General features: G+C 34.8%; 27 protein-coding genes and 1 tRNA gene. 9 read left to right on the top strand and 19 right to left on the bottom strand.

Translation table 11 applies throughout. From position 1 onward, the window contains the following. The first annotated feature begins 36 nt into the window (after window positions 1-36). The 3 genes from asd (at window position 37) to BQ3481_RS08035 (ending at window position 2,611) form a co-directional block, all read left to right on the top strand. A complete protein-coding gene (gene asd / locus BQ3481_RS08025; RefSeq protein WP_157927796.1) occupies window positions 37-1,119 on the top strand; it encodes an aspartate-semialdehyde dehydrogenase in 1,083 nt (360 codons plus the stop codon). A gap of 75 nt (window positions 1,120-1,194) precedes the next feature. Then, window positions 1,195-1,653 (top strand): Lrp/AsnC family transcriptional regulator, encoded by a 459-nt coding sequence (locus tag BQ3481_RS08030; protein ID WP_157927797.1) that lies wholly within the window; start codon window positions 1,195-1,197, stop codon window positions 1,651-1,653. Between the two features lie 52 nt (window positions 1,654-1,705). Then, on the top strand, window positions 1,706-2,611 hold the full coding sequence (locus BQ3481_RS08035; RefSeq protein WP_157927798.1) for a heme o synthase: 906 nt from the start codon (window positions 1,706-1,708) through the stop codon (window positions 2,609-2,611). 3 nt (window positions 2,612-2,614) lie between these two features. On the opposite strand, the gene BQ3481_RS08040 is transcribed toward BQ3481_RS08035, so the two are convergent. The 6 genes from BQ3481_RS08040 to BQ3481_RS08065 form a co-directional block, all read right to left on the bottom strand. Then, window positions 2,615-3,937: a UbiD family decarboxylase gene (locus tag BQ3481_RS08040; RefSeq protein WP_394336721.1), complete on the bottom strand. Its 1,323-nt coding sequence runs from the start codon at window positions 3,935-3,937 to the stop codon at window positions 2,615-2,617. A gap of 8 nt (window positions 3,938-3,945) precedes the next feature. Next, window positions 3,946-4,284, bottom strand: a complete 339-nt coding sequence (locus BQ3481_RS08045) for a hypothetical protein (protein ID WP_157927800.1) — start codon at window positions 4,282-4,284, stop codon at window positions 3,946-3,948. 23 nt (window positions 4,285-4,307) lie between these two features. After that, window positions 4,308-4,685: a hypothetical protein gene (locus tag BQ3481_RS11750; RefSeq protein ID WP_231911767.1), complete on the bottom strand. Its 378-nt coding sequence runs from the start codon at window positions 4,683-4,685 to the stop codon at window positions 4,308-4,310. A gap of 233 nt (window positions 4,686-4,918) precedes the next feature. After that, window positions 4,919-5,533, bottom strand: coding sequence for a hypothetical protein (locus tag BQ3481_RS08055; protein WP_231911768.1), 615 nt, complete (start codon window positions 5,531-5,533; stop codon window positions 4,919-4,921). 101 nt (window positions 5,534-5,634) lie between these two features. Continuing rightward, a complete protein-coding gene (locus tag BQ3481_RS08060; RefSeq protein WP_157927801.1) occupies window positions 5,635-5,976 on the bottom strand; it encodes a nascent polypeptide-associated complex protein in 342 nt (113 codons plus the stop codon). 7 nt (window positions 5,977-5,983) lie between these two features. Beyond that, on the bottom strand, window positions 5,984-6,451 hold the full coding sequence (locus tag BQ3481_RS08065) for a PUA domain-containing protein (protein ID WP_157927802.1): 468 nt from the start codon (window positions 6,449-6,451) through the stop codon (window positions 5,984-5,986). A 99-nt stretch (window positions 6,452-6,550) separates the two neighbouring features. On the opposite strand from BQ3481_RS08065, the gene BQ3481_RS08070 reads away from it, so the two are divergent. The 4 genes from BQ3481_RS08070 (at window position 6,551) to BQ3481_RS08085 (ending at window position 9,856) form a co-directional block, all read left to right on the top strand. Further along, a complete protein-coding gene (locus BQ3481_RS08070) occupies window positions 6,551-7,594 on the top strand; it encodes a phosphate uptake regulator PhoU (protein ID WP_157927803.1) in 1,044 nt (347 codons plus the stop codon). 25 nt (window positions 7,595-7,619) lie between these two features. Next, complete coding sequence (hflX, locus tag BQ3481_RS08075; RefSeq protein ID WP_157927804.1) at window positions 7,620-8,747, top strand: GTPase HflX; 1,128 nt, start codon at window positions 7,620-7,622, stop codon at window positions 8,745-8,747. After that, complete coding sequence (locus tag BQ3481_RS08080; RefSeq protein ID WP_157927805.1) at window positions 8,737-9,267, top strand: tRNA (cytidine(56)-2'-O)-methyltransferase; 531 nt, start codon at window positions 8,737-8,739, stop codon at window positions 9,265-9,267. Before hflX ends, BQ3481_RS08080 begins: the two co-directional genes overlap by 11 nt. A 79-nt stretch (window positions 9,268-9,346) precedes the next feature. After that, window positions 9,347-9,856 carry a transcription factor gene (locus BQ3481_RS08085; protein ID WP_157927806.1) on the top strand — a complete coding sequence of 170 codons (510 nt, stop codon included), beginning with the start codon at window positions 9,347-9,349 and terminating at the stop codon, window positions 9,854-9,856. On the opposite strand, the gene BQ3481_RS08090 is transcribed toward BQ3481_RS08085, so the two are convergent. From BQ3481_RS08090 to BQ3481_RS08140, 11 genes are all read right to left on the bottom strand, one after another. Then, complete coding sequence (locus BQ3481_RS08090; protein ID WP_157927807.1) at window positions 9,853-10,497, bottom strand: 2,5-diamino-6-(ribosylamino)-4(3H)-pyrimidinone 5'-phosphate reductase; 645 nt, start codon at window positions 10,495-10,497, stop codon at window positions 9,853-9,855. The two genes, BQ3481_RS08085 and BQ3481_RS08090, sit on opposite strands and share 4 nt — an antisense overlap. Beyond that, window positions 10,484-11,674, bottom strand: coding sequence for an amidohydrolase family protein (locus BQ3481_RS08095; protein WP_157927808.1), 1,191 nt, complete (start codon window positions 11,672-11,674; stop codon window positions 10,484-10,486). The genes BQ3481_RS08090 and BQ3481_RS08095 overlap by 14 nt, the downstream gene beginning before the upstream one ends. Beyond that, the gene (locus BQ3481_RS08100) at window positions 11,668-12,423 is read right to left on the bottom strand and encodes a GTP cyclohydrolase IIa (protein WP_157927809.1); all 756 of its coding nucleotides are present in this window, start codon (window positions 12,421-12,423) and stop codon (window positions 11,668-11,670) included. The genes BQ3481_RS08095 and BQ3481_RS08100 overlap by 7 nt, the downstream gene beginning before the upstream one ends. Next, the gene (gene ribH / locus BQ3481_RS08105) at window positions 12,420-12,836 is read right to left on the bottom strand and encodes a 6,7-dimethyl-8-ribityllumazine synthase (protein WP_157927810.1); all 417 of its coding nucleotides are present in this window, start codon (window positions 12,834-12,836) and stop codon (window positions 12,420-12,422) included. Before ribH ends, BQ3481_RS08100 begins: the two co-directional genes overlap by 4 nt. Window positions 12,837-12,838: 2 nt before the next feature. Continuing rightward, on the bottom strand, window positions 12,839-13,519 hold the full coding sequence (gene ribB, locus BQ3481_RS08110; protein ID WP_157927811.1) for a 3,4-dihydroxy-2-butanone-4-phosphate synthase: 681 nt from the start codon (window positions 13,517-13,519) through the stop codon (window positions 12,839-12,841). Between the two features lie 74 nt (window positions 13,520-13,593). Further along, window positions 13,594-14,184 carry a riboflavin synthase gene (locus BQ3481_RS08115; protein ID WP_157927812.1) on the bottom strand — a complete coding sequence of 197 codons (591 nt, stop codon included), beginning with the start codon at window positions 14,182-14,184 and terminating at the stop codon, window positions 13,594-13,596. 81 nt (window positions 14,185-14,265) lie between these two features. Further along, window positions 14,266-15,120, bottom strand: coding sequence for an HpcH/HpaI aldolase/citrate lyase family protein (locus BQ3481_RS08120; RefSeq protein WP_157927813.1), 855 nt, complete (start codon window positions 15,118-15,120; stop codon window positions 14,266-14,268). Between the two features lie 11 nt (window positions 15,121-15,131). After that, a complete protein-coding gene (locus tag BQ3481_RS08125) occupies window positions 15,132-16,181 on the bottom strand; it encodes a zinc-binding dehydrogenase (RefSeq protein ID WP_157927814.1) in 1,050 nt (349 codons plus the stop codon). A gap of 43 nt (window positions 16,182-16,224) precedes the next feature. After that, window positions 16,225-16,503, bottom strand: a complete 279-nt coding sequence (locus BQ3481_RS08130; protein ID WP_157927815.1) for a DNA-binding protein — start codon at window positions 16,501-16,503, stop codon at window positions 16,225-16,227. 7 nt (window positions 16,504-16,510) lie between these two features. Next, complete coding sequence (locus BQ3481_RS08135; protein ID WP_157927816.1) at window positions 16,511-16,963, bottom strand: 30S ribosomal protein S19e; 453 nt, start codon at window positions 16,961-16,963, stop codon at window positions 16,511-16,513. A 31-nt stretch (window positions 16,964-16,994) separates the two neighbouring features. Further along, on the bottom strand, window positions 16,995-17,315 hold the full coding sequence (locus BQ3481_RS08140) for a ribonuclease P protein component 4 (protein WP_157927817.1): 321 nt from the start codon (window positions 17,313-17,315) through the stop codon (window positions 16,995-16,997). Window positions 17,316-17,349: 34 nt separating this feature from the next. Between BQ3481_RS08140 and BQ3481_RS08145 the strand changes: the two genes are divergently transcribed. Together BQ3481_RS08145 and BQ3481_RS08150 are read left to right on the top strand one after the other, a co-directional pair. Next, on the top strand, window positions 17,350-18,018 hold the full coding sequence (locus BQ3481_RS08145) for a ribosome biogenesis protein (protein ID WP_157927818.1): 669 nt from the start codon (window positions 17,350-17,352) through the stop codon (window positions 18,016-18,018). A 20-nt stretch (window positions 18,019-18,038) separates the two neighbouring features. Then, window positions 18,039-18,112 (top strand) — tRNA-Gly (locus tag BQ3481_RS08150). Between the two features lie 752 nt (window positions 18,113-18,864). On the opposite strand, the gene BQ3481_RS08155 is transcribed toward BQ3481_RS08150, so the two are convergent. Then, window positions 18,865-19,989: a hypothetical protein gene (locus BQ3481_RS08155; RefSeq protein WP_157927819.1), complete on the bottom strand. Its 1,125-nt coding sequence runs from the start codon at window positions 19,987-19,989 to the stop codon at window positions 18,865-18,867. Window positions 19,990-20,039: 50 nt separating this feature from the next. Beyond that, window positions 20,040-22,697 carry an adenosylcobalamin-dependent ribonucleoside-diphosphate reductase gene (locus tag BQ3481_RS08160; RefSeq protein WP_157927820.1) on the bottom strand — a complete coding sequence of 886 codons (2,658 nt, stop codon included), beginning with the start codon at window positions 22,695-22,697 and terminating at the stop codon, window positions 20,040-20,042. Window positions 22,698-22,908 lie beyond the last annotated feature (211 nt).

Genomic DNA, 22,908 nt, shown 5'->3' on the forward strand with positions numbered 1-22,908 from the left:
CGCTTCTAAAAGAATATTAATTGTATAGGAACTAATTTGTTTATGAAACGTGTAGCCATTATTGGAGTTACTGGTGCAGTAGGACAAGAATTTGTCCTATCTTTGAACAAACATCCATGGTTTGAGGTAAAACAAATAGCTGCATCTGAGCGATCAGCAAAGAAAAAATTTGTAGATGCAATCAGAGATCCAAACAGTGGCATTTTGAAATGGCATTTACGAGAACCCATACCAGAATATGTGAAAAATATGACAGTGGATGCTGTAGATGATATCAACCCAGAAAATTTTGATTTGATTTTTAGTTCAGTAGAAAGTGAAGCAGCAAGAGACATAGAAACAAAATTTGCAAAGTATGTTCCAGTCATAAGCACTTCTGCAGCATACAGATATGAAGCAGATGTTCCCATTTTGATTCCCGGAATAAATGACGATCACATAGGATTATTAGATATCCAAAGGAAAAATCGAGGTTGGAAAGGATTTGTAGCGCCATTACCAAATTGTACAACAACAGGACTAGCAATAACAATGAGACCGCTTTTAGACCAGTTTGGTGCTCAAAAAATAATCATGACATCCATGCAAGCAATGTCAGGTGCAGGTAGATCACCTGGTGTTTCTGCACTGGATATTACAGATAACATAATTCCATTCATACCAAAAGAAGAAGATAAAGTGAGATTAGAGACAGGTAAAATACTTGGAAAATTCATAGATGGAAAAATTGACCCAGCAAAGATGAAAGTTAGTTGTACATGTACAAGAGTTCCAGTATTAGATGGCCATACCGAAACTGTCTTTGTTGAGACTGCTACTCATGTAGATCCAGAAACAGTAAAGAAAGCCATGCAAGACTTCTCAAACAATGTAAGCACTATGGGATTGCCTTCTGCTCCAAAAGAATACTTGATGGTTAATGATGATCCCACAAGACCACAACCAAGACTAGACAGAGAGATTAATGAAGGAATGACTACAGTAGTAGGAAGATTAAGAGAGGACACAGTATTTGATAATGGCATAAAGTATGTGTTGTTCTCACATAATGAAAAAATGGGTTCCGCAAAAGGCGCAGTCTTATTAGCAGAAATGCTATACAAGAAAGGTTACATTTAACAAATTACTGAATTATAGAAATTTTATACTAACAACTTTAATAAGATCCATTTATTCACAATAATCTGTATTTTGATGACAAAAGTTGATGATTTAGATATGATAATTTTATCAGAATTATCACAGGATGCAAACATATCAGTTCCACGGATTTCAAAGAAGATTAATGTAAATTCATCTGTGGTATATAGCAGGATTAAGAGACTAGTCAAGAGAAAACTCATCGAACGTTTTACAATAGTGGTAAATGATAGAGAATTAGGTTACACAGTAAAAGCGCTCACTGGGATAAACATGGACTCTAAAATGAGAGATAATGTGATTGAAGAGTTAATGAAGATTCCAGAGGTAAGAGAAATTTCAGAGGTGACTGGAAGATTTGACATCATTGTAACCATGTATGCCAAAAACCTTGATGAGATGCATCGATTAATATCTGAAAGGCTTGGAAGAATTCAAGGAGTCCAGCGTTCTGAGAGTTTCATCGAAATGAAAAGAACTACAAAGCCTATGCCTTACAAGCCAGCAAAATGATTGGTCTATTCAACCTATAAATAAGTAATAAGATCCAAATGGAAGTAAGAGTGTGCTAACAACAAAAGCCAGTTCAAGAATTAAGGTATACTATGAGGTTACCAAGCCGAAGATATGGTATCTCCTTGTTTTTACTGCGATAGGAGCAGCCTTCACGGCATCGAATTTGTATCATATTCCAATATCTCCGTTAACATGGTGTCTTGTCATAGGAAGTGTAATAGCTGGTTCTGCCTCTGCAAATACACTGACAAACTATAATGACAGAGATATTGATGCAATAATGGAAAGAACAAAAGATAGGCCCATTCCAAGTAGGAGAATTTTTCCTGCCGAAAAGGCATTATATTTCGGATTAATTCTTGCTGCAATATCCCTAGTCAGTGCTTTTGCCATAAATATGTGGGCAGGCATTTTCATGGCATTTGGACTTGCTGACAATATTCTAGTTTATAGTAAATTACTAAAAAGAAGAAGTAGAACAAACATTGTTTTAGGGGGTTTTTCAGGAGGAGCGCCTGCAATGATCGGTTATGTTGCAGTCACAACTACAGGTTTATGGGATCTAGGATTAGTAATGGCTGGACTAGTCTTTGTTTGGATTCCAATGCACATATGGAGTCTTACACTTCATGTCAAGGACGATTATAACAAAGTTAATGTCCCAATGCTGACTGCCGTAGAGTCTGAAAAGACATCAGTCCGAGTAATTGCTGGGACTACTCTCATGATGGTTCTTTTTAGTGTCATTCCATTTTTCATGACAGGTATATCTGGAAAACACCTATTTCATGAAGTGTATCTATATACAGCGATTGTTTCAGGTGCAATAATGATTGCATTAAGCGTGTGGCTACTTGTAAAACCATCCGAGAAGGCATCATGGACACTATTCAAGTTTTCAAGTCCATACCTTGCAATATTATTTATTGCACTAATGATCGATTCTACACTTTAAAATTTATTTAAAGTATTTTTTTAGCGATATATTTTCTTCGCCTAGAATTTTAGCAATCTCAAATCCTTCAGCCCTTTTTGAAAATGGCTTGGTCGCATCTACTCCCATCTTGGTAGTACGAAGATTCTTTTGATCACTCGAAGGATCTAGACTAGAACCTCGTACATTTGGTACTATCACTAGATCTTTATCTGCTTGAAATCTGGTAGCCATTGCATATTCTACTGCAACAGGATCTGATGGATCAATATCATCATCAACTATTACTACGTTTTTAAGAGAACGATGAGCAGAAAAGGCAGCGTCAATTGCTTTTTTGGGATCTGAATCTCGTTTTTTAGAAATCTGAACTACGGCGTGCAACCATTTACAGCCACCCTCAGTTAGTACTACATTTCTGGTTTGTGGTAGGGCTTGTTTTAGTTCCTTGTTCATCTTAGCTTCAATAGGCATGCCCATCAATAATTGATGTTCTCCAAAGCCAGCTAGTATATCATGAAAGATAGGATTATTTCTAAAGTATATTCTATCAAGCTCAAAAACAGGCTGGGCTCTTTTGAAATCATATGTTCGAAGCATTTCTACCATCCATTCTTTATGTGTCCTGTCCTTGAGAATTCTTCCTTCTATGATTATTTCTGATTCAGATGGAACCAGCATTTGAGAATAAGGCGACTTGGAAAGAGTAAGTTTCTTTCCAAGCAGTTCATTTGCGATCTCAAGTTCATCTTTTCCCCAATCAGCTTGATATGCACCTGCAATTGAAATGGCCGGATGTACACCGATAGAGATGGCAACCTTAAGATCTTCACCGTGTTCTTTTGCATAAACAAAAGTTCTATGAAGATGTCTTCCCTCCACCATTCTAATTGAGAAATGTTTTTCATCTATTCTCAATAATCTATTAAATGATGAATTTTGTGTACCCATTTCCTGATTTTTAGTATATATGATTGATGATGTAATGAAAGGCCCTGGCTCTTTATCAAAATGAGTAACTATAGGTAGAGTAAAAAGATCTCTTGATTGATTTTCCATGAATTTTGCTTTCGTGGTTATTTTTGGTTTTGACGCATGTTTTATAGCAGAAATTACTTTTTCATGTATCTTGGTATCAACTGTACCAACTGCATGAGCAAATCTTTTTCGTGTTCCAACCAAATTTGAAACCACGCGAAATTTGCTATCTTTAACATTTTCAAATAACAGTGCTTTTGAGCCGTCCATTTTGGCAGTTACTGCCGCAATTTCAAATTTTGGAGAAACTTTCTTTTTTACTACAGCCAATTCACCATTTTTGTTGATAAGATCTAGATAGCTTCTCATATCACAAGTCATTGTTTGATAATCTCCATTAATTCATTCATTAGAACTTTCATACTATCAAGATCTAAATCTTTCTCAATATTTAGTGAAAAAATGCAGATTCCATTTATTGTTGATGCTACACGCTCTGAAACCATCTTAAGAAAAAGCGTATCTGATTTCGATGGTATTACAGCAGCTGTACTTACACGACCACCAGAACTAATAGAAACAACGAGCGTTCCTATTCTTTCCTTTCCCTCAGAAATAGAAATAAAATTTCCATTATCGTATGGAACTATCTGTACCAAGAAATCACGATGATTCACCGTTACGGTTTTTTTTGTATAACCGATTCGCGATATCAACAGTCTACTTCAGCTTACTAAGCCTATATTGCTACCGGCGTAACAGCTACTTTTTTCATAGCCTTCACTGTCTTAACTTTTGTCGTTTTGGCTTTTGTAGTTTTAGCCTTTTTTGTAGCTTTTTTTACTGCTATTGGTTCTACCAGCTCTATTTCTTCTACTTCTGCTGCTTTTACAGCAACAGCTTCTAGTTGATCAGCTTCGACCCTAGCTCTTAGTTTTGCTTTGTACTTGAGGTTTCGTGGTTTAGTTCTTAGTCTATATCCACAACAAGGACACCAAAGACCTTCCCATTTTATGAAAATTTCACAAATTTGGCATCTTTTTTGTCCTGATGCATACCGACCAGTTCCTACCGGCTTCTGTGCTTTGTATCTTGTGCATATTCCTTTACATGTCATATGTAGTTACCTGTTTATCATATAGTAATAGTAAATATTTAAGCATGGATCAAGAAATTCTATAATTTTAAAGCATTTTTTGTGAAATTATTACTTTAGATCTGTATTACCAACTAAACAGTTTTCAAGAAAAAAATGAAAAACACTATAAATATCTATCGTCCTTTCACATCTAGCATAAAAGATCAACTTTAAATAAAACTTCTAAAGGTTTTTGATCGATTTTGAACTTTTTACCCAATTCTTGAAAGAGGTAAAACAAGGTGCCTGTAACCTTCCCTTTGTGTGATGTATCTGGCAGATATCTTATCACGCTCACCTCTTTTGTTAAAATTTTTTATTTTCAGTGATGTTTTGCGTTCATCTACAAATTCTAGTTCAAAATGGGAACAAAATCTTAGATTTAGAGAGTTTACAATATGTAAAGCAATTTTCATGTTACCATTGCCTATTTTGACAATTTTTCTTTGAGCATTTATCCCTACTAAAATTTTGACAATGTGTAATACCAGATCGTCAGTTGATGTGTAAATTGAACTCTCAATTTCTTTTTCATAATAAAAAATTGACAATCCTATTCTATTACCAGGATCAATTCCTATCACCAATGAGTTATTGTTAATTCCAGATTGTAATTTTTCAACTATTTTTGCTCGTATAATAGTAGGATGATAATTAAATTCATAATCTAAAAGAACCAGATTAGATGGTATCTTAGAAGATTCATTCATAGTGGTAAGAATCAATCTCCTGTCAGAACTTGTTATTTCTTCTGGTAATATGGAATCATAATTTATCTGGAGTCTCCTTAAAATATTGCTGAATTTAAAATATGATCTACCTGACACCGTTGCCACTGCAATGTTGTTTTGTGGTGGATATAATATGACTAGTAATACTTTCTGGAAAATTTAAAGATTGTTTGTGTGTTGTTTTTGATCAACAAATTTCATATAGTTGTCAATAACAATATTGCCCTTGCAAGATCTCCCTTTGCTTCAATTAATGCCTGTGTTGCCTTTTCAGGAGATACGTTAGCCTGTTGAGCTACAAGCATTATATCCTCTTGACTAAAGACAGGTATCTCGAGCTCCCTTTCCTCATAACTTTCGGCGATTATCTGAAAAATAGAGTTATCTTTTGCCTTCATTTCTGTAACAGATGGCTTTGCAATTATGATCTCTTTTGTATCAGTCTTAATTATTACTTCTTGGACATTTTGGACATCTTTCATCTCAAGACCCATCTTGTCCAACATTCTTCGCATTTCTCGGTTTCCACCACGCATCATGATATATTCATACTCCACTGTTTGTACTTTTTAAACTATCTCTGATCTTTACAGCCACTCCTTTTTTAAATGATTTTATCATTCTTGTAGATAATACGGCCTTACCAACTGCTATTACCTTACCATCATGTAATACCGACACATCTCCACCGATCATTATGTTCTTTCCACACCAAGTTACATGCTTACAAAAAACTGAGCTGCCTTCTTGAACAAATGCCTTAGATTCATCATCTACTTCAAGGCAGTTTTCCTTGAATTTTTTACTTTTCAAAAGGATTTGGGCAAAAAAAGGAGTGATTGCAAGACCGCCATCGGTCCGTAGAGTACAAAGTAAGATATCATTTTGATACACGTGTTTTATTCGTCCAGTTTTCTTTGAGTAGTTAATTATCACATCTTTTGGGAGGTATTTTGATACGCCTTGACCAAAAAGTGCATCCAAAGTATATTTGATTTTAAGAACCGAGTTCATGAAATATGTCAGTTTATCCATGTTAATTATTTTTGCAATAAAAGTTACCTATATAGTAAGCCCTAACAACTATATAGAATAATTCATCATTTATGTAATATGGGAACAAATGAAGAAATGCGAAAAATACAGTTTACAGGCAAGTCTTCATACATCGTTTCGCTGCCAAAACAGTGGATTATAGATATGGGTCTTAAGCAAGGAGATCAAGTATCTGTAGTAAGACAAGGAGTTTCCAATTTACAAATTGTGCCGTTAAAACATCACAGCAAATCTGTTGGTACAGAAGAAGCTACGATTGAGATTAAGTCAGAAGATGAAGATTCTACAATTGTAAGAAAACTGATCTCGCTATATCTTCTTGGATTTACCATCATTAACGTAAAATCAAAAGTTGGAAGGTTAAAGCCATCTCAAAGAAATGCTATCAAAGATGCAGTAAAGAGCATCCTGATGGGAACTGAGATTACAGCAGATTCTGTAGAAGGCATAACTATTCAAGTACTCATCAATCTGTTTGAACTTTCAGTTGATGGGGCGTTAAAGAGAATGTTGATCATAGCAAAATCAATGCAAAATGATGCTTTACTTGCTCAGGAAGAAGCAAATTTTGATCTAGCAAGAGAGGTCATAAATAGCGACGATGAAGTTGACAGGTTTAGTTTTTACATAATGAGGCAACTCAAGATAGCAATACAAAATGAACACATGTTAAATGAAATGGGAATAGAAAGTCCTTACCATTGTTTGGGTTATAGATTAATAGTGAAAAACATTGAACGTGTAGGAGATCATGCAACAGACATTGCAAGAGACCTACTCGAATACAAGAAGCCTATTAAGAAAAATGTACTTGAGCCGATAAATGAAATGAATGTATTTACCTTGTCAGTATTGGATGAGGCTTGTTTGTCTCTATTCAAAAAGGATTCAAATCAGGCTGAACGAACAGTGCAAAAAACAGCGGAAATTTCGAAATACGAAAAGAAGGTTCAAGATAGCCTGAAAACATTGAAAGATACAGAAGAGATCTACAGAGTTAGAAGAATGAGCGAAAACATACGAAGGATATCGGAGTATGCAAGTGACATAGCAGAGATAGTATTAGATGTTACAATAGAAAAAACTCTGCGAAAGCAATAAGATATCGAAGGATGATAGTGAAATATTGAAAGATTCTGCAATTCTCATAACATATGATAAGGAAGATTCTCTGAAAGAGGCATTAGGCTTATGTGATTCTGCAGGATACGAAGTTCGCAAAATCATACAGCATAGAATTCTAAACAAATCAAAATATGGTCTGGGAGAAGGCAAGGTAGATGAATTAAAGGAAATGTTAGGTACCATCAAACCTGATGTTATAATCTTTGATGAAATACTCAAACCGAGTCAGAACTATAATTTGGCATCTACTCTTAAAATGAATATACTTGATAGAGAAGCTCTAATTCTTGAGATCTTTGAGAGAAGAGCAAAGAGTTCAGAATCTACTTTGCAAGTTAAGATGGCTCAATTAAGATATGAAATGTCAAGGGCCAAAGAAAAAGTTAGGCTTGCCAAGATGGGAGAACAACCTGGATTCATGGGAATAGGAAAATTCGAAGTGGATGTCTACTTTAATGATATTAAAAACAGAATGAATGGTGTAAAATCAAAGTTAGTAAAATCATCAACACAACGCGCACTTCATAGACAAGCAAGAAAAAGATTCGGATTTAAGACAATCTCTCTTGCAGGTTATACATCAGCAGGAAAGACTACACTTTTCAACATATTAACAGGGGAAGAAAAAGAAGAAAGCCCAAAACTTTTCACCACTCTTTCTACAACCACGCGAAAGATTAGGCTCAAAAATTCAGAGGTTTTGATTTCAGATACTGTAGGCTTCATAAGTAGACTTCCAGCATACATGGTACAAGCATTCAAGTCAACTCTCGAAGAGCTTGTCTATACAGATGTTGTAATAGTTGTAATTGATATTAGTGATACAATTTTGGAATTAAGAAAAAAATTCAAAAGCTGTATTTCTACTTTAGATGAGATTGGCGTAAATAAAGACAAGATGATTTTTGTTTTAAATAAATCAGATTTGATTTCAAAAGAAGAATTATCTGAGAAGTCAAGTCAACTTGACCTAACAAATAATAAAAAATGGCTAGCAATATCTTCTTCAACTGGGTTTAATATTGCACAATTAAAGACTTTGATATATCAAGCACTAGACAATGCACCAAGCATAGAGAAGAAAAATGAAACACCCAGGCCAGAAATTAGAATAAACTATGAAGATTGAAGTTTTACGTATAGGTACACGACTGGTGAGAGACGACAGAGTAACTACACATGTCACTCTTGTATCCAGAGCATTTGGGGCATCGAAAATATACATGTATGATGCAAATCCAGAGATCATAGAGACTGTCTACAAGGTAAACAAAATGTGGGGTAGTGATTTCAAAGTAGAAATAATTGAAAATTGGAAAGATATTATAAAATTAAAAAAGAAAGATTTGTTCAAGATAGTACATTTGACGATGTATGGTGAAAACATCAATGATATACAGGATCAAGTAAAAAAAGAAGAAAAAATTTTGATTGTAGTTGGAGCAGAAAAGGTTCCAAGAGAGGCATATGACATGGCTGACTATAACATTGCAATTGGAAATCAACCACATTCAGAGATCTCAGCACTTGCCATACTACTTGATAGAATTTCACAAGGACAATATCTGCAGAAAAAGTACTCCGATGCAGAACGGGAGATAGTTCCAACAAAAAAAGGAAAAAATGTGATAGATAAAACTACTAATTGAGGCAATTATATAAAACAGGTTAAAACGGCCGTGTAGAAACCATTTGATTAAATATAGAGATTAGAAAAGAAGAGGTACAATGTCAGTGGAACATGAAGATCCTTTTGTAAAAATTGCTGCCTTGATTGGTGGAGATGAATATCTGAAAGTTGCCCGCTCTCTTCTCAATACAGAAGATGCTACTGATGAAGAAATAGCAAGTTCAACTGGGCTTAGAATCAACATAGTTAGAAAAGTATTGTACGATCTTTTTGGCAAGGCTCTGATAACAGGAATAAGAGTAAAAGACGAAAAAAAGGGGTGGTTTGTTTACAGATGGAGAGCAAGAAAGGATGAAGTAGATAATTTCATAGAGAACCAGAAAAAGAAGATCGTAGAAAGATTACAACAAAGAATGGATTATGAGAATTCTGCAGATTTTTATCATTGTGGAAATGAAGATTGTCAGAAATTGACCTTTGAAAAGGCGCTTGATTTGTCCTTCAAGTGTCCTACTTGTGGAAAATTAGTAAATCTTTCAAAAAATGAAAAGCTGAAAAAGGCTTTACAAGGAAAGATAGATCAGCTACGTGATGATTTAAAACATTAAGATACATAGTGTAAAACTATTTCGTTTTGTAGTTTCTCGATCTTTTTTAATTTAAAGGAGTTAGATACATTACCAAATCCAATACCTTCAACTAGAGAAATTGCAGTACTTCCTCCTAGAACATATGGTGTAACAGTAATTATAATTTCATCTACTAGTTTTTCTTTGAAAAAATACCAGTTAGTGGTACCTCCACCTTCAACAACAATTCTTTTGATTCCTTTTTCTCCAAGTATCTTCAATAGTTTTTTTATATTGATTTTTTTCTTTCCACATCTGATTATTTCAACTCCTTTTACAACAAATCGTTCTACATTTTTTGGAGCATTTTCAGATACAACAAGTATTGTATGGATTTTTTTTGCAGTATTGATCACTTTTAATTTCGGAGACAAATTACCTTTTGAATTAAGAATTACACGAATGGGATTTTTTCCCTTCACATATCGGACAGTAAGTAATGGATTATCTATATTTACAGTATTTTTTCCTATTAGTACTGCATCGACACTTTTCCTAAGATTATGCATTCTTACCAGATCTTTTTTAGATGAAAGATTGGATCTTCCAGTACGGGTGGCTATCTTTCCATCGATGCTAATGGCAGCACTAAGTATAACATATGGTCTAGATTTTTCCATGTACTAGTTCTCCTTCATACATCACTGCTTTTATCGTATTTTCAGAAGCTCTCTGTACTATTGAGGCGTGTGGATTATGCATTGGTTCAAGATCAATCGAATGTTTTTCAATAAATATACAATCTGCTATTTTACCATTTTGGATAATTCCAATTTTGCCACCCAAAAATTTTGAAGCGTTTGTAGTAGCCATTTTGAGTATATCTTTTGGCGATAGTCTTTTCTTAGTAATGCCCATTGAAACTTTCCAAAGATAATCCATTTCCCTGAACATATCAGGTGAATTTATCATTACATTATCAGTTCCAATTGCCACGTTACAACCAGTATCAAGCATGAGATCTACATCAGGAATGCCCTCCGCAAGAGATCCATTCGCTCTAGGGCATACAACAATACTTGCCCCATTGTTGACTACCATCACAAGATCTTTTTTTGAAGCATATGTCATATGCACCAAGAAATTCGGTTTTGCAAGTAGAGCTCGTTGAGTCTCAGTTTTCATAGATATCTTTCTTGATGTTATGTTACTTTCTTCAGTCTCAGCTGAGTGTATGGCACGAATTTTTCTTGTTTTTGCAAAATATCGTAATGCAGAGTTACTAAACTCGTTTGGACCACTAATACCGAGTCCATCGCAATTCATCAGAAGTTTTTGTAGAGACAATTTATTGTGTTGTGGAATAGGAGTATCATTTTTAATGGATCTTGTATCCTGATAATACTCAATCCTTCCTAAAATTATAGGCCTTATCGAGATATCTGACGAGGCATTTTTTAATAGATTAATTCCTTCAATGCCTCTCTCTCGAAAATCAACAAATGATGTTATTCCTTTTTTAACCATAGAAATACATGAATTTTTTACAAAGCTTGTAAGGTGCGATTTGTCTGAATTTTTGAGGATTTTTTGTTTAAATCCACTAACAGGATGTACCTTTTCCTCAACGTCTGCATCTATTCCTATGTCTTTTGCTATAGAGTCTCCAATATGCGTATGTGAATTGATTAGTCCAGGCATCATCAATAGGCCTTCACCATCAAATACTGCTTCATCTTTATGAGGCAAGAGTTTTACTCCTATTTTCTCAATATTCTTTCCAGAAATTCTTACATTGGTATTTTGAATATAATCCAGTTCTATACCGTAAAGCAGACTGATATTTTTTATTAGCATGTTGTCTCAAGAATTCGTGTATCTTTTTTACCAGAATCTCTAAGCTCACGAATTTTATCTAATGAGTGAGTAGCTAATTTTGCTGCATCTCTTCCTGTTTTTGCAGTTCCAATTCCACAGTTAAATGAAATATCATATTTTTGTTTTACAATTTCAAGAAACTTTGTTATTTCATCCTTGTTGATATCAGAACTTATTATCATAAAATTATCCCCACCCATGAAGAATGTAAGGGAGTTTCTCTGGAGGAAAAACTTTGACATCTCAGAATATAAGGTGATGATAAGCGAAGATACTTCATAAGGTGATTTTTTTGCAGAAACTGAGGTTGAGCCATCTACATCCATGTGTATAATCTGAACTAAATCTACATCATCTTTATTCAACGATAACCCAAAGACATTATGATCTTCGTTCAGACTGGCGTTAGATCGTCGTGCCTTGTCAGCGTTTGAGCTTGCTTCAAATGGAGTATTTCCTTGCCCAATAGACATGGACAAGCCTAGCTCAAAGGATTTTACTAGTTGCCTTTGAATTTCTACATGATCATCAATTGATAGACCATTAGTTATTACAAAGATTTCATCAAACCTGTTAGGAAATGCAAGACAGTTTTTTTCTGAAAATAAATTTTGTATTTCTTTGTACAATGATGCTTGAAGCATTTGAAGTCTATGCTCTCGATCACTACCCAAGGTCAGAGTCCATGGTCCATAACCAGTAATCTTTATAATTGTTAATTGAATCATTTTCTGATTTTTTCCAGTTCTTCAGATAGTTTCTTTGCAGCTTCAATAGCTCTCTCAGCTACAGGTCGTATTCTTTGGTGTGCTTGTCTATCACTCATTCCAGGTCCAGTTATTCCCAATGTTACTGGTTTTTGATGTTTTATCGAGAGATCTGCTAATGCTTTTGCAGTTACATGTGAAATTAGTTCATCATGTTTTGTTTGCCCTCTGATTACGGCTCCAAGAGTCACTACAGCATCAACGTCTTTTTTTTGTAATAGTGTATCAATTAAGAGAGGCATATCAAATACGCCTGGTACTTTACTAATGTATTTCACATTCATTTTTAACACATCTGCTTTTTCTATAGCAAGATCAAGCATTTTAGAAGTAATTTCGCTATTAAATTCTGCAACAACAATTGCTATATTCAAAATTAATGCTCCTTAGCAAGTTTAACAAGCTCGGTACCATCAAAATATGGTATAACATTATCTTTGGCATATTTTTTTGCCTTTTCTGTAGACAATGCTGTATATGTTTGAGAGTCCAGCATTTCACAAATTGCTGTAACTTGTGAAAGTCCTGCAAGGTTCATCAGGTAAATAGACATTTCAGTATGTCCCAATCTATTTGATAATAATCCTTCAGAGGCAATAAGCAATGGAACGTGACCAGGTGTCTTAAAATTGGAATTAAAAATATCTTTTTTGTTAGCATTTTCATTTTTATACAATGCTGCCATCTGAGAAATTGTGAATGCTCTTTCTTTATCTGTTATTCCAGTGAATGTATTTTTATGATTAATTGAAATTGAAAACGAGGGTCGATCTCCATAAGGAGCAGTGCCTATTATCATCTTCTTTAAATCTACATCAAAATTTTGAGAATTGAAAAGAATTTCATGCATATAGTCTAATCCCAAATTTGATGCAAGTGTATGATTAATTGACATGCAAATTAGTCCTCCAGCATCCATACGCATACGTGCTATATGTTCCGGAGTTACAAATTCTGCTGCAACTACCATATCCACCTCGTTTTCGCGTTTATTGCCATCATGAAGTAGAATGAAATCACCTCTCCTAAGTGATGAGAGTGCTTCATCTAAGGACATATGTTTGATCAGCTTTTCATTATTGTTATAAATCTTACTAGAAAATTGGTAATTACTAAAATAGTGGTAATACGTTAGCCTTCAGATAAAATATATTTTCCGAGTATGTCAGTTTCAATATTAACTTTGTCGCCAATGTTTTTGTAATTTAGATTAGTTATTTGCATAGTATGCGGTATTATTGAAACAGAAAAATAATTTTTCAATGTATCAGTGACCGTCAAGCTTATGCCATCAACTGTTATAGAACCTTTCTTGATGATGTATTTTGATAATTCTTGTGGAATTTTTATCCAGATTTGTACTTGGTGTGTTTGTTTTTTAATCTTGAAAATAGTACCAACGCCATCAACATGTCCTAATACAAAATGTCCTTCTAATCGTTCACCAACTTTAAGACTTCTTTCAATATTGACTTTGTCACCACGTATCAAGGATCCTAGACTAGTTTTTTTTATTGTTTCACTAATCATTTCAAATTCTGTTATTCCCTTGGAAATATTTATTGCTGTAAGACACACACCATTTACTGCGACACTATCTCCTACTTTTAGGCCTTTTGCAATTTTACCAAGTTTAATTTTCATTTTTGCTGCACTTCGGTTACTTGTTTTTTTGTCAAACATGACAATATTACCCAAGCCTTCGATTATTCCAGTGAACATAATTGATGAATTTTTATTTACAGTAAGATGATTTATGTTTATCAGATAATAGATAGAGGGATATTCTTTAACTATGCCTGATTATTTTATAGAATTCAATAACGCTACAGCCCTTTTGTAATGTACCTCATCAATCATTTTGCCATCAACTGTGGTAGCTCCTTTCTTACTTTTTCTAGCCAGATCATATGTACTCATAACTTTTTTTGCCCATTCAATTTCTGTAAGAGTAGGATAGAATACTTTGTGGACAACATCAACTTGTTGTGGATGAATAATGCTTTTACCTACATATCCAAGATTCTTGGCAACAACAGAGTCTTGTTCCAATCCAGCAACATCATCAATATCCTGCCAGATTGCATCAATTGCATATTTTCCTGCAGCCCTTGCATCTATTGGAATTTTAGCTCGTGAATATAGAGCTCCTTCTGGTTTCTTAGTATATTCTACACCTAGATCATTTAGTAGATCAAATACACCAAATATCAAGGCAGATATTCTTTTGCTACATGATGCAATAGAATATGCGTTTACAACGCCTTCAGCAGATTCTATTGATGCCATAACTTCTATAGGCTTTAGTTTACGTTTTTTTTCCAATCCCGTCATCATTTTTTCAATTTTTTTTATCTCGTTTATTGTATTTACTTTGGGAATCACTATGCCATCTACACCTTTCTGAATAACTTCCAGCAGATCATCAGATATCATTCCGGATATGGGAGAGTTGGTTCTCACATAAATTTCTGAATTGTATTCAGATCTATGTTTTAACGCATTTTTTATTAAGTTTCTTGCAGATTTTTTCTCTTCCAAAGGAACAGAATCTTCCAAGTCAAAACATATGATGTCTGAATTGAGAGATTTTGCTTTTTCTAGAAAACGAGTATTATTTCCTGGAACGAACAAAAGACTACGCAAGAGTCTTGCCATAAATGGAAGAGTTATGGTTTGAGTAAGATTTTGCCTACTAGTCCTTTACCAGTAAGCATCTTAGTATGTGCTTCTGCAGCATTTTCAAAGTTATACACTGAATCTATAATGGCTTTAATTTTCTTTTTACCCATCCAATACAATCCGTGTTCTAATTCTGCCTTTGTTCCTTGTGTAGAACCTAGAATGTTAGTTCCTTTGAAGAAGATGTGTCTCAAATCTGTCTTTGCATCATATCCTGTTGTTGCCCCACATGTTACCAGTGTTCCACCATACTTTAGCAAAGTTAGTTGATCATTCCAGTGTGTTTGTCCTATATGATCAAATGATATATCAATCCCCCCAAATGGTTTTGCAATTTGTCTTACTTCTTTACTCCAATCTGGTTTTCTATGATCAACTGCATAATCAGCTCCAAATTCTTTTAGTTTATCTAGTTTGTCTGGACTTCCTGTAGCAATAACAGTACAATTGTATAATTTTGCAATTTGAATTCCAAAACTTCCTACACCAGAACCTCCACCCATGATAAGAACTGTTTGACCAGGACGAATTCTTGCTCTCCCTACAAGCATATGCCATGAAGTAAGTAATGTCATGGAAGCTGCAGCAGCTTCATCAAAGCTTACGCCCTCTGGAATTTTTGCAACATTAACTTCAGGCAAATGTGTGATTTCAGAGAATGCGCCCCATGTAGGTCCAGTTTGGAATCCCCATATGGTTCTCTTTTGACAATCATATTCACGTCCGTCAGTGCATGCTTCGCATACCCTACATGACATGTTTGAGTGTGAAACAACTCTATCGCCAACTTTGAAATTAACAACATCTTCTCCTATTGCAATGACTTCTCCTGCAGCATCAGAACCTGATATATGTGGCAATGGTACTGGAACTGGTTGTCCTCGCATTCCCCAGATATCATTATAGTTTAATGCGGCTGCCTTGATTCGAAAAACAACTTCATTTGATTTTGGTTTTGGATCAGGTATTTCTTTTACACTTAGAATTGATTTGTAATCATCATTTGGAGCATACTTGTCATAAACGACTGCTTTCATACTTGTGATCGCCTAGTTTACCCCTAATATATTTTCCCTAGAACTATTTTCGATTAATCTTAAAATCTCGTTTAGGTTGTTGTGTAGATAACAAAATTTGCTTTAGTTGGTCATCTGAGATTTGTGAATTTAGCCTTCCTTGTGATGCCAATCCTAAAAGATAATTTTCGACCATTGCTGCAAGATCGGGTTTAACCAATCTAACATTGTTTAACCTTAACCTTGCTTCAGCTGTTAGAAGAGTTTTTAGTGCATTTTCTTTTAAAGCAGAGACTTCTGCATCGCTTGGATTTCTATCGTCATTTGGATTATGAGAGCTCATGATATTATCAGGAGTATTTCTTCAGATTGGGATTCTTTACAATTAATTCGTTCAAGATCTCAGTTGATAGTCTATCAAGTTTCTTCATACCTTCATGAGATATCGTTCTACCCTTTCCTTCAACTTTATCTAAATAACCTAATTTTTCCAAACTATGTACTGCTGTTCTTATTATTGCACCACCAGCATCTCTATGATGAGCTCCTCCATAACCAACAGGCTTTGTACCTCCATACATTGATCTCAAGTCATTTATGCCAATAGGTCCGTGCAAGTAAATTTTTCTTAGAAGAGATGCACATCTTGTATAATACCAATCACTCTGTTGAGGAGGCTTTACTGCATGAGCACCAGTTTTAACAAATGGAATCCAGCTTGGTTGTACTATATCTTCATTCTTTAGAGTCTCGGATAATTTACCGATCAATAAATCCGCTGGTACATCGTACGCCTTTGCCATAAAAACCAAAATTCAAAGTTCGTCTTATAAATCATTGACCTATTGGAATTTGTTTTTTGATTATCTTTCGATATGTATGATTACAAAAACTACAGGTGACACGTATCGATTTGATAGTACTTCTTCCCATCCTTATTCTTGCCGTAAATCCTGGTACAATGAATTTTTTACACTTTTTGCAATAATTCATCCTCAATTCATACGGCATTCTAATACGATATTTTGTACACAGTCTCTTAGCAAGCATCGCCTGCCTTTCTGCCAATTCAGGATTAGATCTTACATTTGATATGGCATTTTTAATTAAAATTTTCATTCTCTCTATTAGAAGAACCTTGATTGCGGGTTTCATGTTGTTTAATAGTTCCCACCCTTAAAATACAATCTTGCTCTCGCTTGTAATAGCAGAATCTGCATTAGAATTAGTACCTTTAGAGTTACAGAGGCATAATTCTGTTACAGCATCCGCCAAGAGATTTAACAAAAAACCATCTGAAATTTTGCTTGACATATCATGGCACTTTGCTGCAATGAAGGGAATCAAAAATGAGATAAAGAGAGGAAGACCAGATTTGGTACATTTTTCACTTCTTGAAGCTTGTAGCATTCCCCTTTATTTTGAAAATAAAGTGAATGTGTTTGTTCACACCATTGATGATAAAGTTATTTTTATAGGTCAAAATGTAAGATTGCCAAAATCATATCATAGATTCATAGGACTTGTTGAGAAACTGTATGCAATTAAAGAAATTAAAGAAAATAATAATGTACTTCTTGCGTTAAAGAATATGAGTTTTGGCAATCTAATTAAAAAAATCAATCCAGAACAGACAATTGCACTTTCAAGTAAAGGGATCGAAAATTCTTACCAAAAATTAGCTAATGAGATAAAAGATAACACTTGTCTTATAATAGGAGGATTTTCAAAAGGTCACTTTTCTGATAATATTAGTAAGTATTTTGACAAGACGGTTTCTGTAGATAAAAATCCACTTGAAGCTCACATTATAATTTCACGTATACTCTATGAATACGAAAAAAGAATTATTATGTAGGTCTAAGATTGGCACAGTGAGCGGTCGTAGTATAGTTTGGTTAGTACACTGGCCTTCCAAGCCCGTTACCCGGGTTCAAATCCCGGCGACCGCATTTCAATTTTTCATTAGTGAATTATTCCTGACGAAATCATATATTGAATAGAACTAACAAACGTATTATCATCAATTTCACCGGTAAACCATAAATGAGCACTTTTTTGTAGCCAATGAGGCACTGTGGAAATAGTTATTTTTCGTTATTTGATCTGATAATGTTATGTTTCACCAGATAATCAATTGCAGAATAAAAATATTGATCTTGTCCATTACCACTTGACCACAGACCTGTTGCTTGCTTTATCCAAATAGGTATGGATTCATTCATGATATAATATGACCAAATTTTCAATATTGTGTAACTGTGGATCTACTTGAGTATCATTAGAGATTACCTGTGGATTGATCCTGAGTTCATTATTACAATATAAAGAAATTTTTCCATTTTGCATAGTTTCAGAGCAATGCCATGTATACGAACCGCCAGTAACTATGTCTTGATGGGTTGTATTTTCGTCAAACTTTGCTAATTTAGTGTTTGATGATTGTTATAATTTGGTTATTACTATCGTGTAAATTACAGAAAAAAGTATTCGCCATAGGTTTTTGAAATGTACCAATCACATCAGATACATCTTTTTTTGGTGCATCGACCACCCTTAAATTGAGCAAGTAGTTGATCAAAATCGGTCTTTTCTTCATTCGTAGGAGATTCATATAATGCATATGCAGAAACAATATTTACAATTAATAATATACTAAAAATCGGAATATACTTCAATAAGAAAAAAAATCGTAATTTCGCAATCAAGAGTTGGGAATAGATTGTATTTGATGTTTTAATTCATCCCATGCAGGTTTTGGATTTTGATCTACATCAAATAGGCCACTACCACACAAGTATGCAGCAGTGTTGTTCAAGACTTCATTATTACCAAATATGGAGTTATTACCCTGGTATAATGAATTGTAACATGTATCAACAGGTCTATCATATTGTCTATACCAAGTGAGAAACTCGAAATCAGATTGATTCTTTTTGTAAAAGTCGTACACAATTTTTACAAATTTTTGCTGATCATCTTTTGTTCCATTGATTGATTTATCAGTACTCCAACCAACTTCCATCAATGCTATTTTTTTACCTTTTGCAAAATCAATCATTTTTTGTAAATTAGCACCTTCATTATCTGGACTGTTACTTTGATAGTATAACAAGTCTACAGGTGCATATGAATATGCTACAAAATCTCCTTGGTTTAGTTTCCCCACAATATCACCCTCAGCATGATTTGTTATATCATTTAGCGAGAACCAATTTCCGAACTTGACATGTGGATGCTTTATTTTTAATTTGCTGTACACGCCATTAAAGAAATCTACGTATTGTGGAATTTCATTTGGATGATCTCTAAAGTAGTTGTCAATATTTCCTCCAATTATCACATAATCTACTATGTAATATCTCGAAAGCATGGCATCAAGAATTGCTACTGTTTGATCCTGAAGTTTTTGATCAAGTTGTGGCTTTCCCATCCAACTTGGGAATGGCCCTAAAAGTTGGTTATTTATTACTGAAAAGTAAAGTGTTACATTAAGTCCTTGTTCACGATTTAGTCCCATCAGAATATCCGAATAGCCCCAATTGTAAGTGCCCTGAGTTGGTTCCATGATAGGCCAAGAGAGATAGACATTACTCCTCCCTATTCCTGTTGATGCTGCTTGAGCATATGCTTTTCTGATTTCATCAAGAGTTGGTTTTTGAGTGGGAGGCATGATGACAAGACCGAGTTTTGGATTATGCATAATATTTGCTGGTTGAATTGTATGTGAAGGTCCAGTTTGTAATTGAGGTAGTACTACAAAGAGAATCAACGTAATTGCTATTGCAGCTCCTGCTCCAGTAGCAACACCAATTATTTTCTTATTCAACGATATTTTGAGGAAGTTAAGATACTAAAAAAGTTTTGATTTGAAAGAAATTAGCCGGATGTACAGCCGCTATATCCACATTCAATACAGACGCTACACCCTTCTGCAAATACTAGATTGTTTTTACATGTAGGACACAGTCTTTCTTCCATTTGTTCTTGAGTAAGTGCTGGTGCTGGAGTAGATGGTACATTCTCTGGAATTTTTATTTGAAGTGCTCTTTCTATCTCAGTTTTTAGATATGCATTTGTGATATTCTTTGAGATATAGTCTGTGACATAAGTACTGGGGGCTACTTGGAAGTTCTTTTGAACATTATTTCCTGTCATGTGTAATACTTGTTCATGTCTTGAACCATCCCGAAATACAGTAATTCCTTTCAGGCCAAGATCATGCGCTAGTAGGTATGCAGCTTTTACATCATCAGACGATACATCGTTTGGCATGTTGATTGTCTTTGCAATAGCGTTACCTATCCAGCGCTGCCATACTCCTTGAGCCATCAGGTGATCTGCCCAGTGAATATCCATTGCAGTGACAAATATCTTCTGCATCCATTCAGGAATTTCAGGTATTCCCTTCACAGAACCATAATTATTTGCAATTTTTTCTAGAATTTGATCGTTGTATAGTCCATGTTCTTTTAGTACTGCTTCAAAGATTTTGTTGGTATAGAAGAACCTACCCACTGTTACCCTCTTTTCAAAGACTAGTGCAAACATTGGTTCCATTCCGTTTGAACAGTCAGATATCATGGATAATGTACCAGTAGGAGCGACTGTTGTTGTCAGAACATTTCTTATACCATGTTTTTGAATTTTGGTAATCAAAGCATCCCAATCATAGGTGCGAGCACTCTTTGGTTTTTCATAATACCCAGCAATAGGAATTTTACCCTCTGGGTATTCAGTTTTTGAACATAGTGGAAATGGTCCTCGTGTCTTTGCTAGTGCAATACTTTCTTCCATGGAATAATATGTTAACGCTTCAGCAAGCTTTTCTTGGAATTCATATCCTTCTTGTGAATTGTACGGAATTCGTAATTTGAACAAGAGATCTGCAACCCCCATTACTCCAAGTCCGATTCTTCTGGAATCTTTTGATGCCTTGTCAATTTCAGGAATTGGATATGTATTAACATCTATAACGTTATCAAGGAATCTTGTTGTCTTTCGAATGGTTTCCTCATATCTCTGCCAGTCAAATTCGTATTGACCATCAGCTTTTCTCTTGACATAGTTAGATAGATTGATTGAACCGAGATTGCATGATTCGTATGGATAAAGGCTTTGTTCTCCACATGGGTTTGTTGCTCTGATTGGTTGACCTCGTGCTTTTGCAAAAACATTGTATTTGTTTATAATATCAAAAAAGATCAGTCCGGGTTCACCGCTTTTCCATGCAGAAAGTGCAATCAGATCAATCAAATGATGTGCGTTTATTTCTCGTACAGGATCTCTCTCACGTGGACTTCTGAGGGTAAATTTTCCATCAGATGAATTAACAAGTGCTTCCCAGAAATCTTCCCAAATTCCTACACTTACATTGAAGTTTTCAAGAACCCCTGGTTTTGTTTTTGCGGTGATAAACTTTTCAATATCTGGATGCCATGCTTCTATAATTCCCATGTTTGCGCCTCTTCGTTTACCACCTTGTTTGACTACTTCAGTAACAGTGTTAATGATATTCATGAATGAGACAGGACCTGAGGCTACTCCGGATGTTGATGCTACCATATCTCCCTCTTGTCTGAGATCGGAATAGTTGATACCAACTCCACCTCCAGATTTGAATATCAACGCGGCATCAGAGGATGATTTCATTATTTTTTCCATGTCGTCTTCCATTGCAAGAACAAAACATGCAGAAAGTTGGCCCAATCGTGCACCGGCGTTCATCATGGTTGGAGAATTAGGTAGAAAGTCTTGCGCAATCATCAGATCGGCCGATTCTTTGATTCTCTCAGTGTATTGCTCAAACTTGTTTGCAGCCAACATAGTCAACAATTCTCTGAAGCTGACTTTCATTTGGCCGTGTTTTGCCAAGTCTATATAGTGATTTATCAAGGATCTAAAATGATATTTGTTAAGATAGTATTTTCCTATCTTGAATTTGTAGTTAAAATCATCAAGTTTGTCTAAATATCTTGTCGCTTCCTCAGTGTTTTGGACATTTCCGCCTTCAATTTGAAATACAGATGGATCTCTAATGATATCAGCAATACCTACCAAAATAGCAACTCTTTCGAACATTTCACCTGGACTTTCAGTTATCTGACCTTTGTTATTTCTGAGTAGATATCTAGATGCCAGAACTCGCAAGCAATTAAGATCAAATCTCTTTGCAACACCATCAAGAGATTTTGATTCAAGAACCTTCATTTTTTCTTCTCTAACTCTTCGTCGTTCGTGTCGGTATAGGATGTATGCCTTTGCGATCTCTCCAAGCCCTTCCTCAATTAGAGTAGACTCTACCATGTCTTGAACATCCTCTACACTTGGTGCCTCTGAACTAGAAAATCCTCGATTCACAAGTTTTGCAAGAACATGATTTGCCAGCTTATCTGCTAGCCCATGATCTGATCTTCCGCAGGCAACAAGTGCTTTGTATATTGCGTTTGAAATTTTATCTCTTTGGAAATCTGATACTCGACCATCACGTTTCTTTACTTGAATGATCGAATTTTCTATTTGTGAAAAATCTGTCAAATTACTCCCCTCAACCCTAGCAAATGGGAGTTAATTAAACACTGCGGCAAAAAATAATTTTCCAAAGCTAAAATTTGGATCAATTTTGTTGACACCGTTACTATTTCCATAGTATTAGATCATCTTGAGACAAAATAAATTTTAATATGAAATCCCGAATTAATTCAAATTTTTGTTCACTAAACTGTTAGTCTTTCCTACATGGTGAAAA

This window comes from Candidatus Nitrosotalea okcheonensis, assembly GCF_900177045.1.
GTDB classification, from domain to species: domain Archaea; phylum Thermoproteota; class Nitrososphaeria; order Nitrososphaerales; family Nitrosopumilaceae; genus Nitrosotalea; species Nitrosotalea okcheonensis.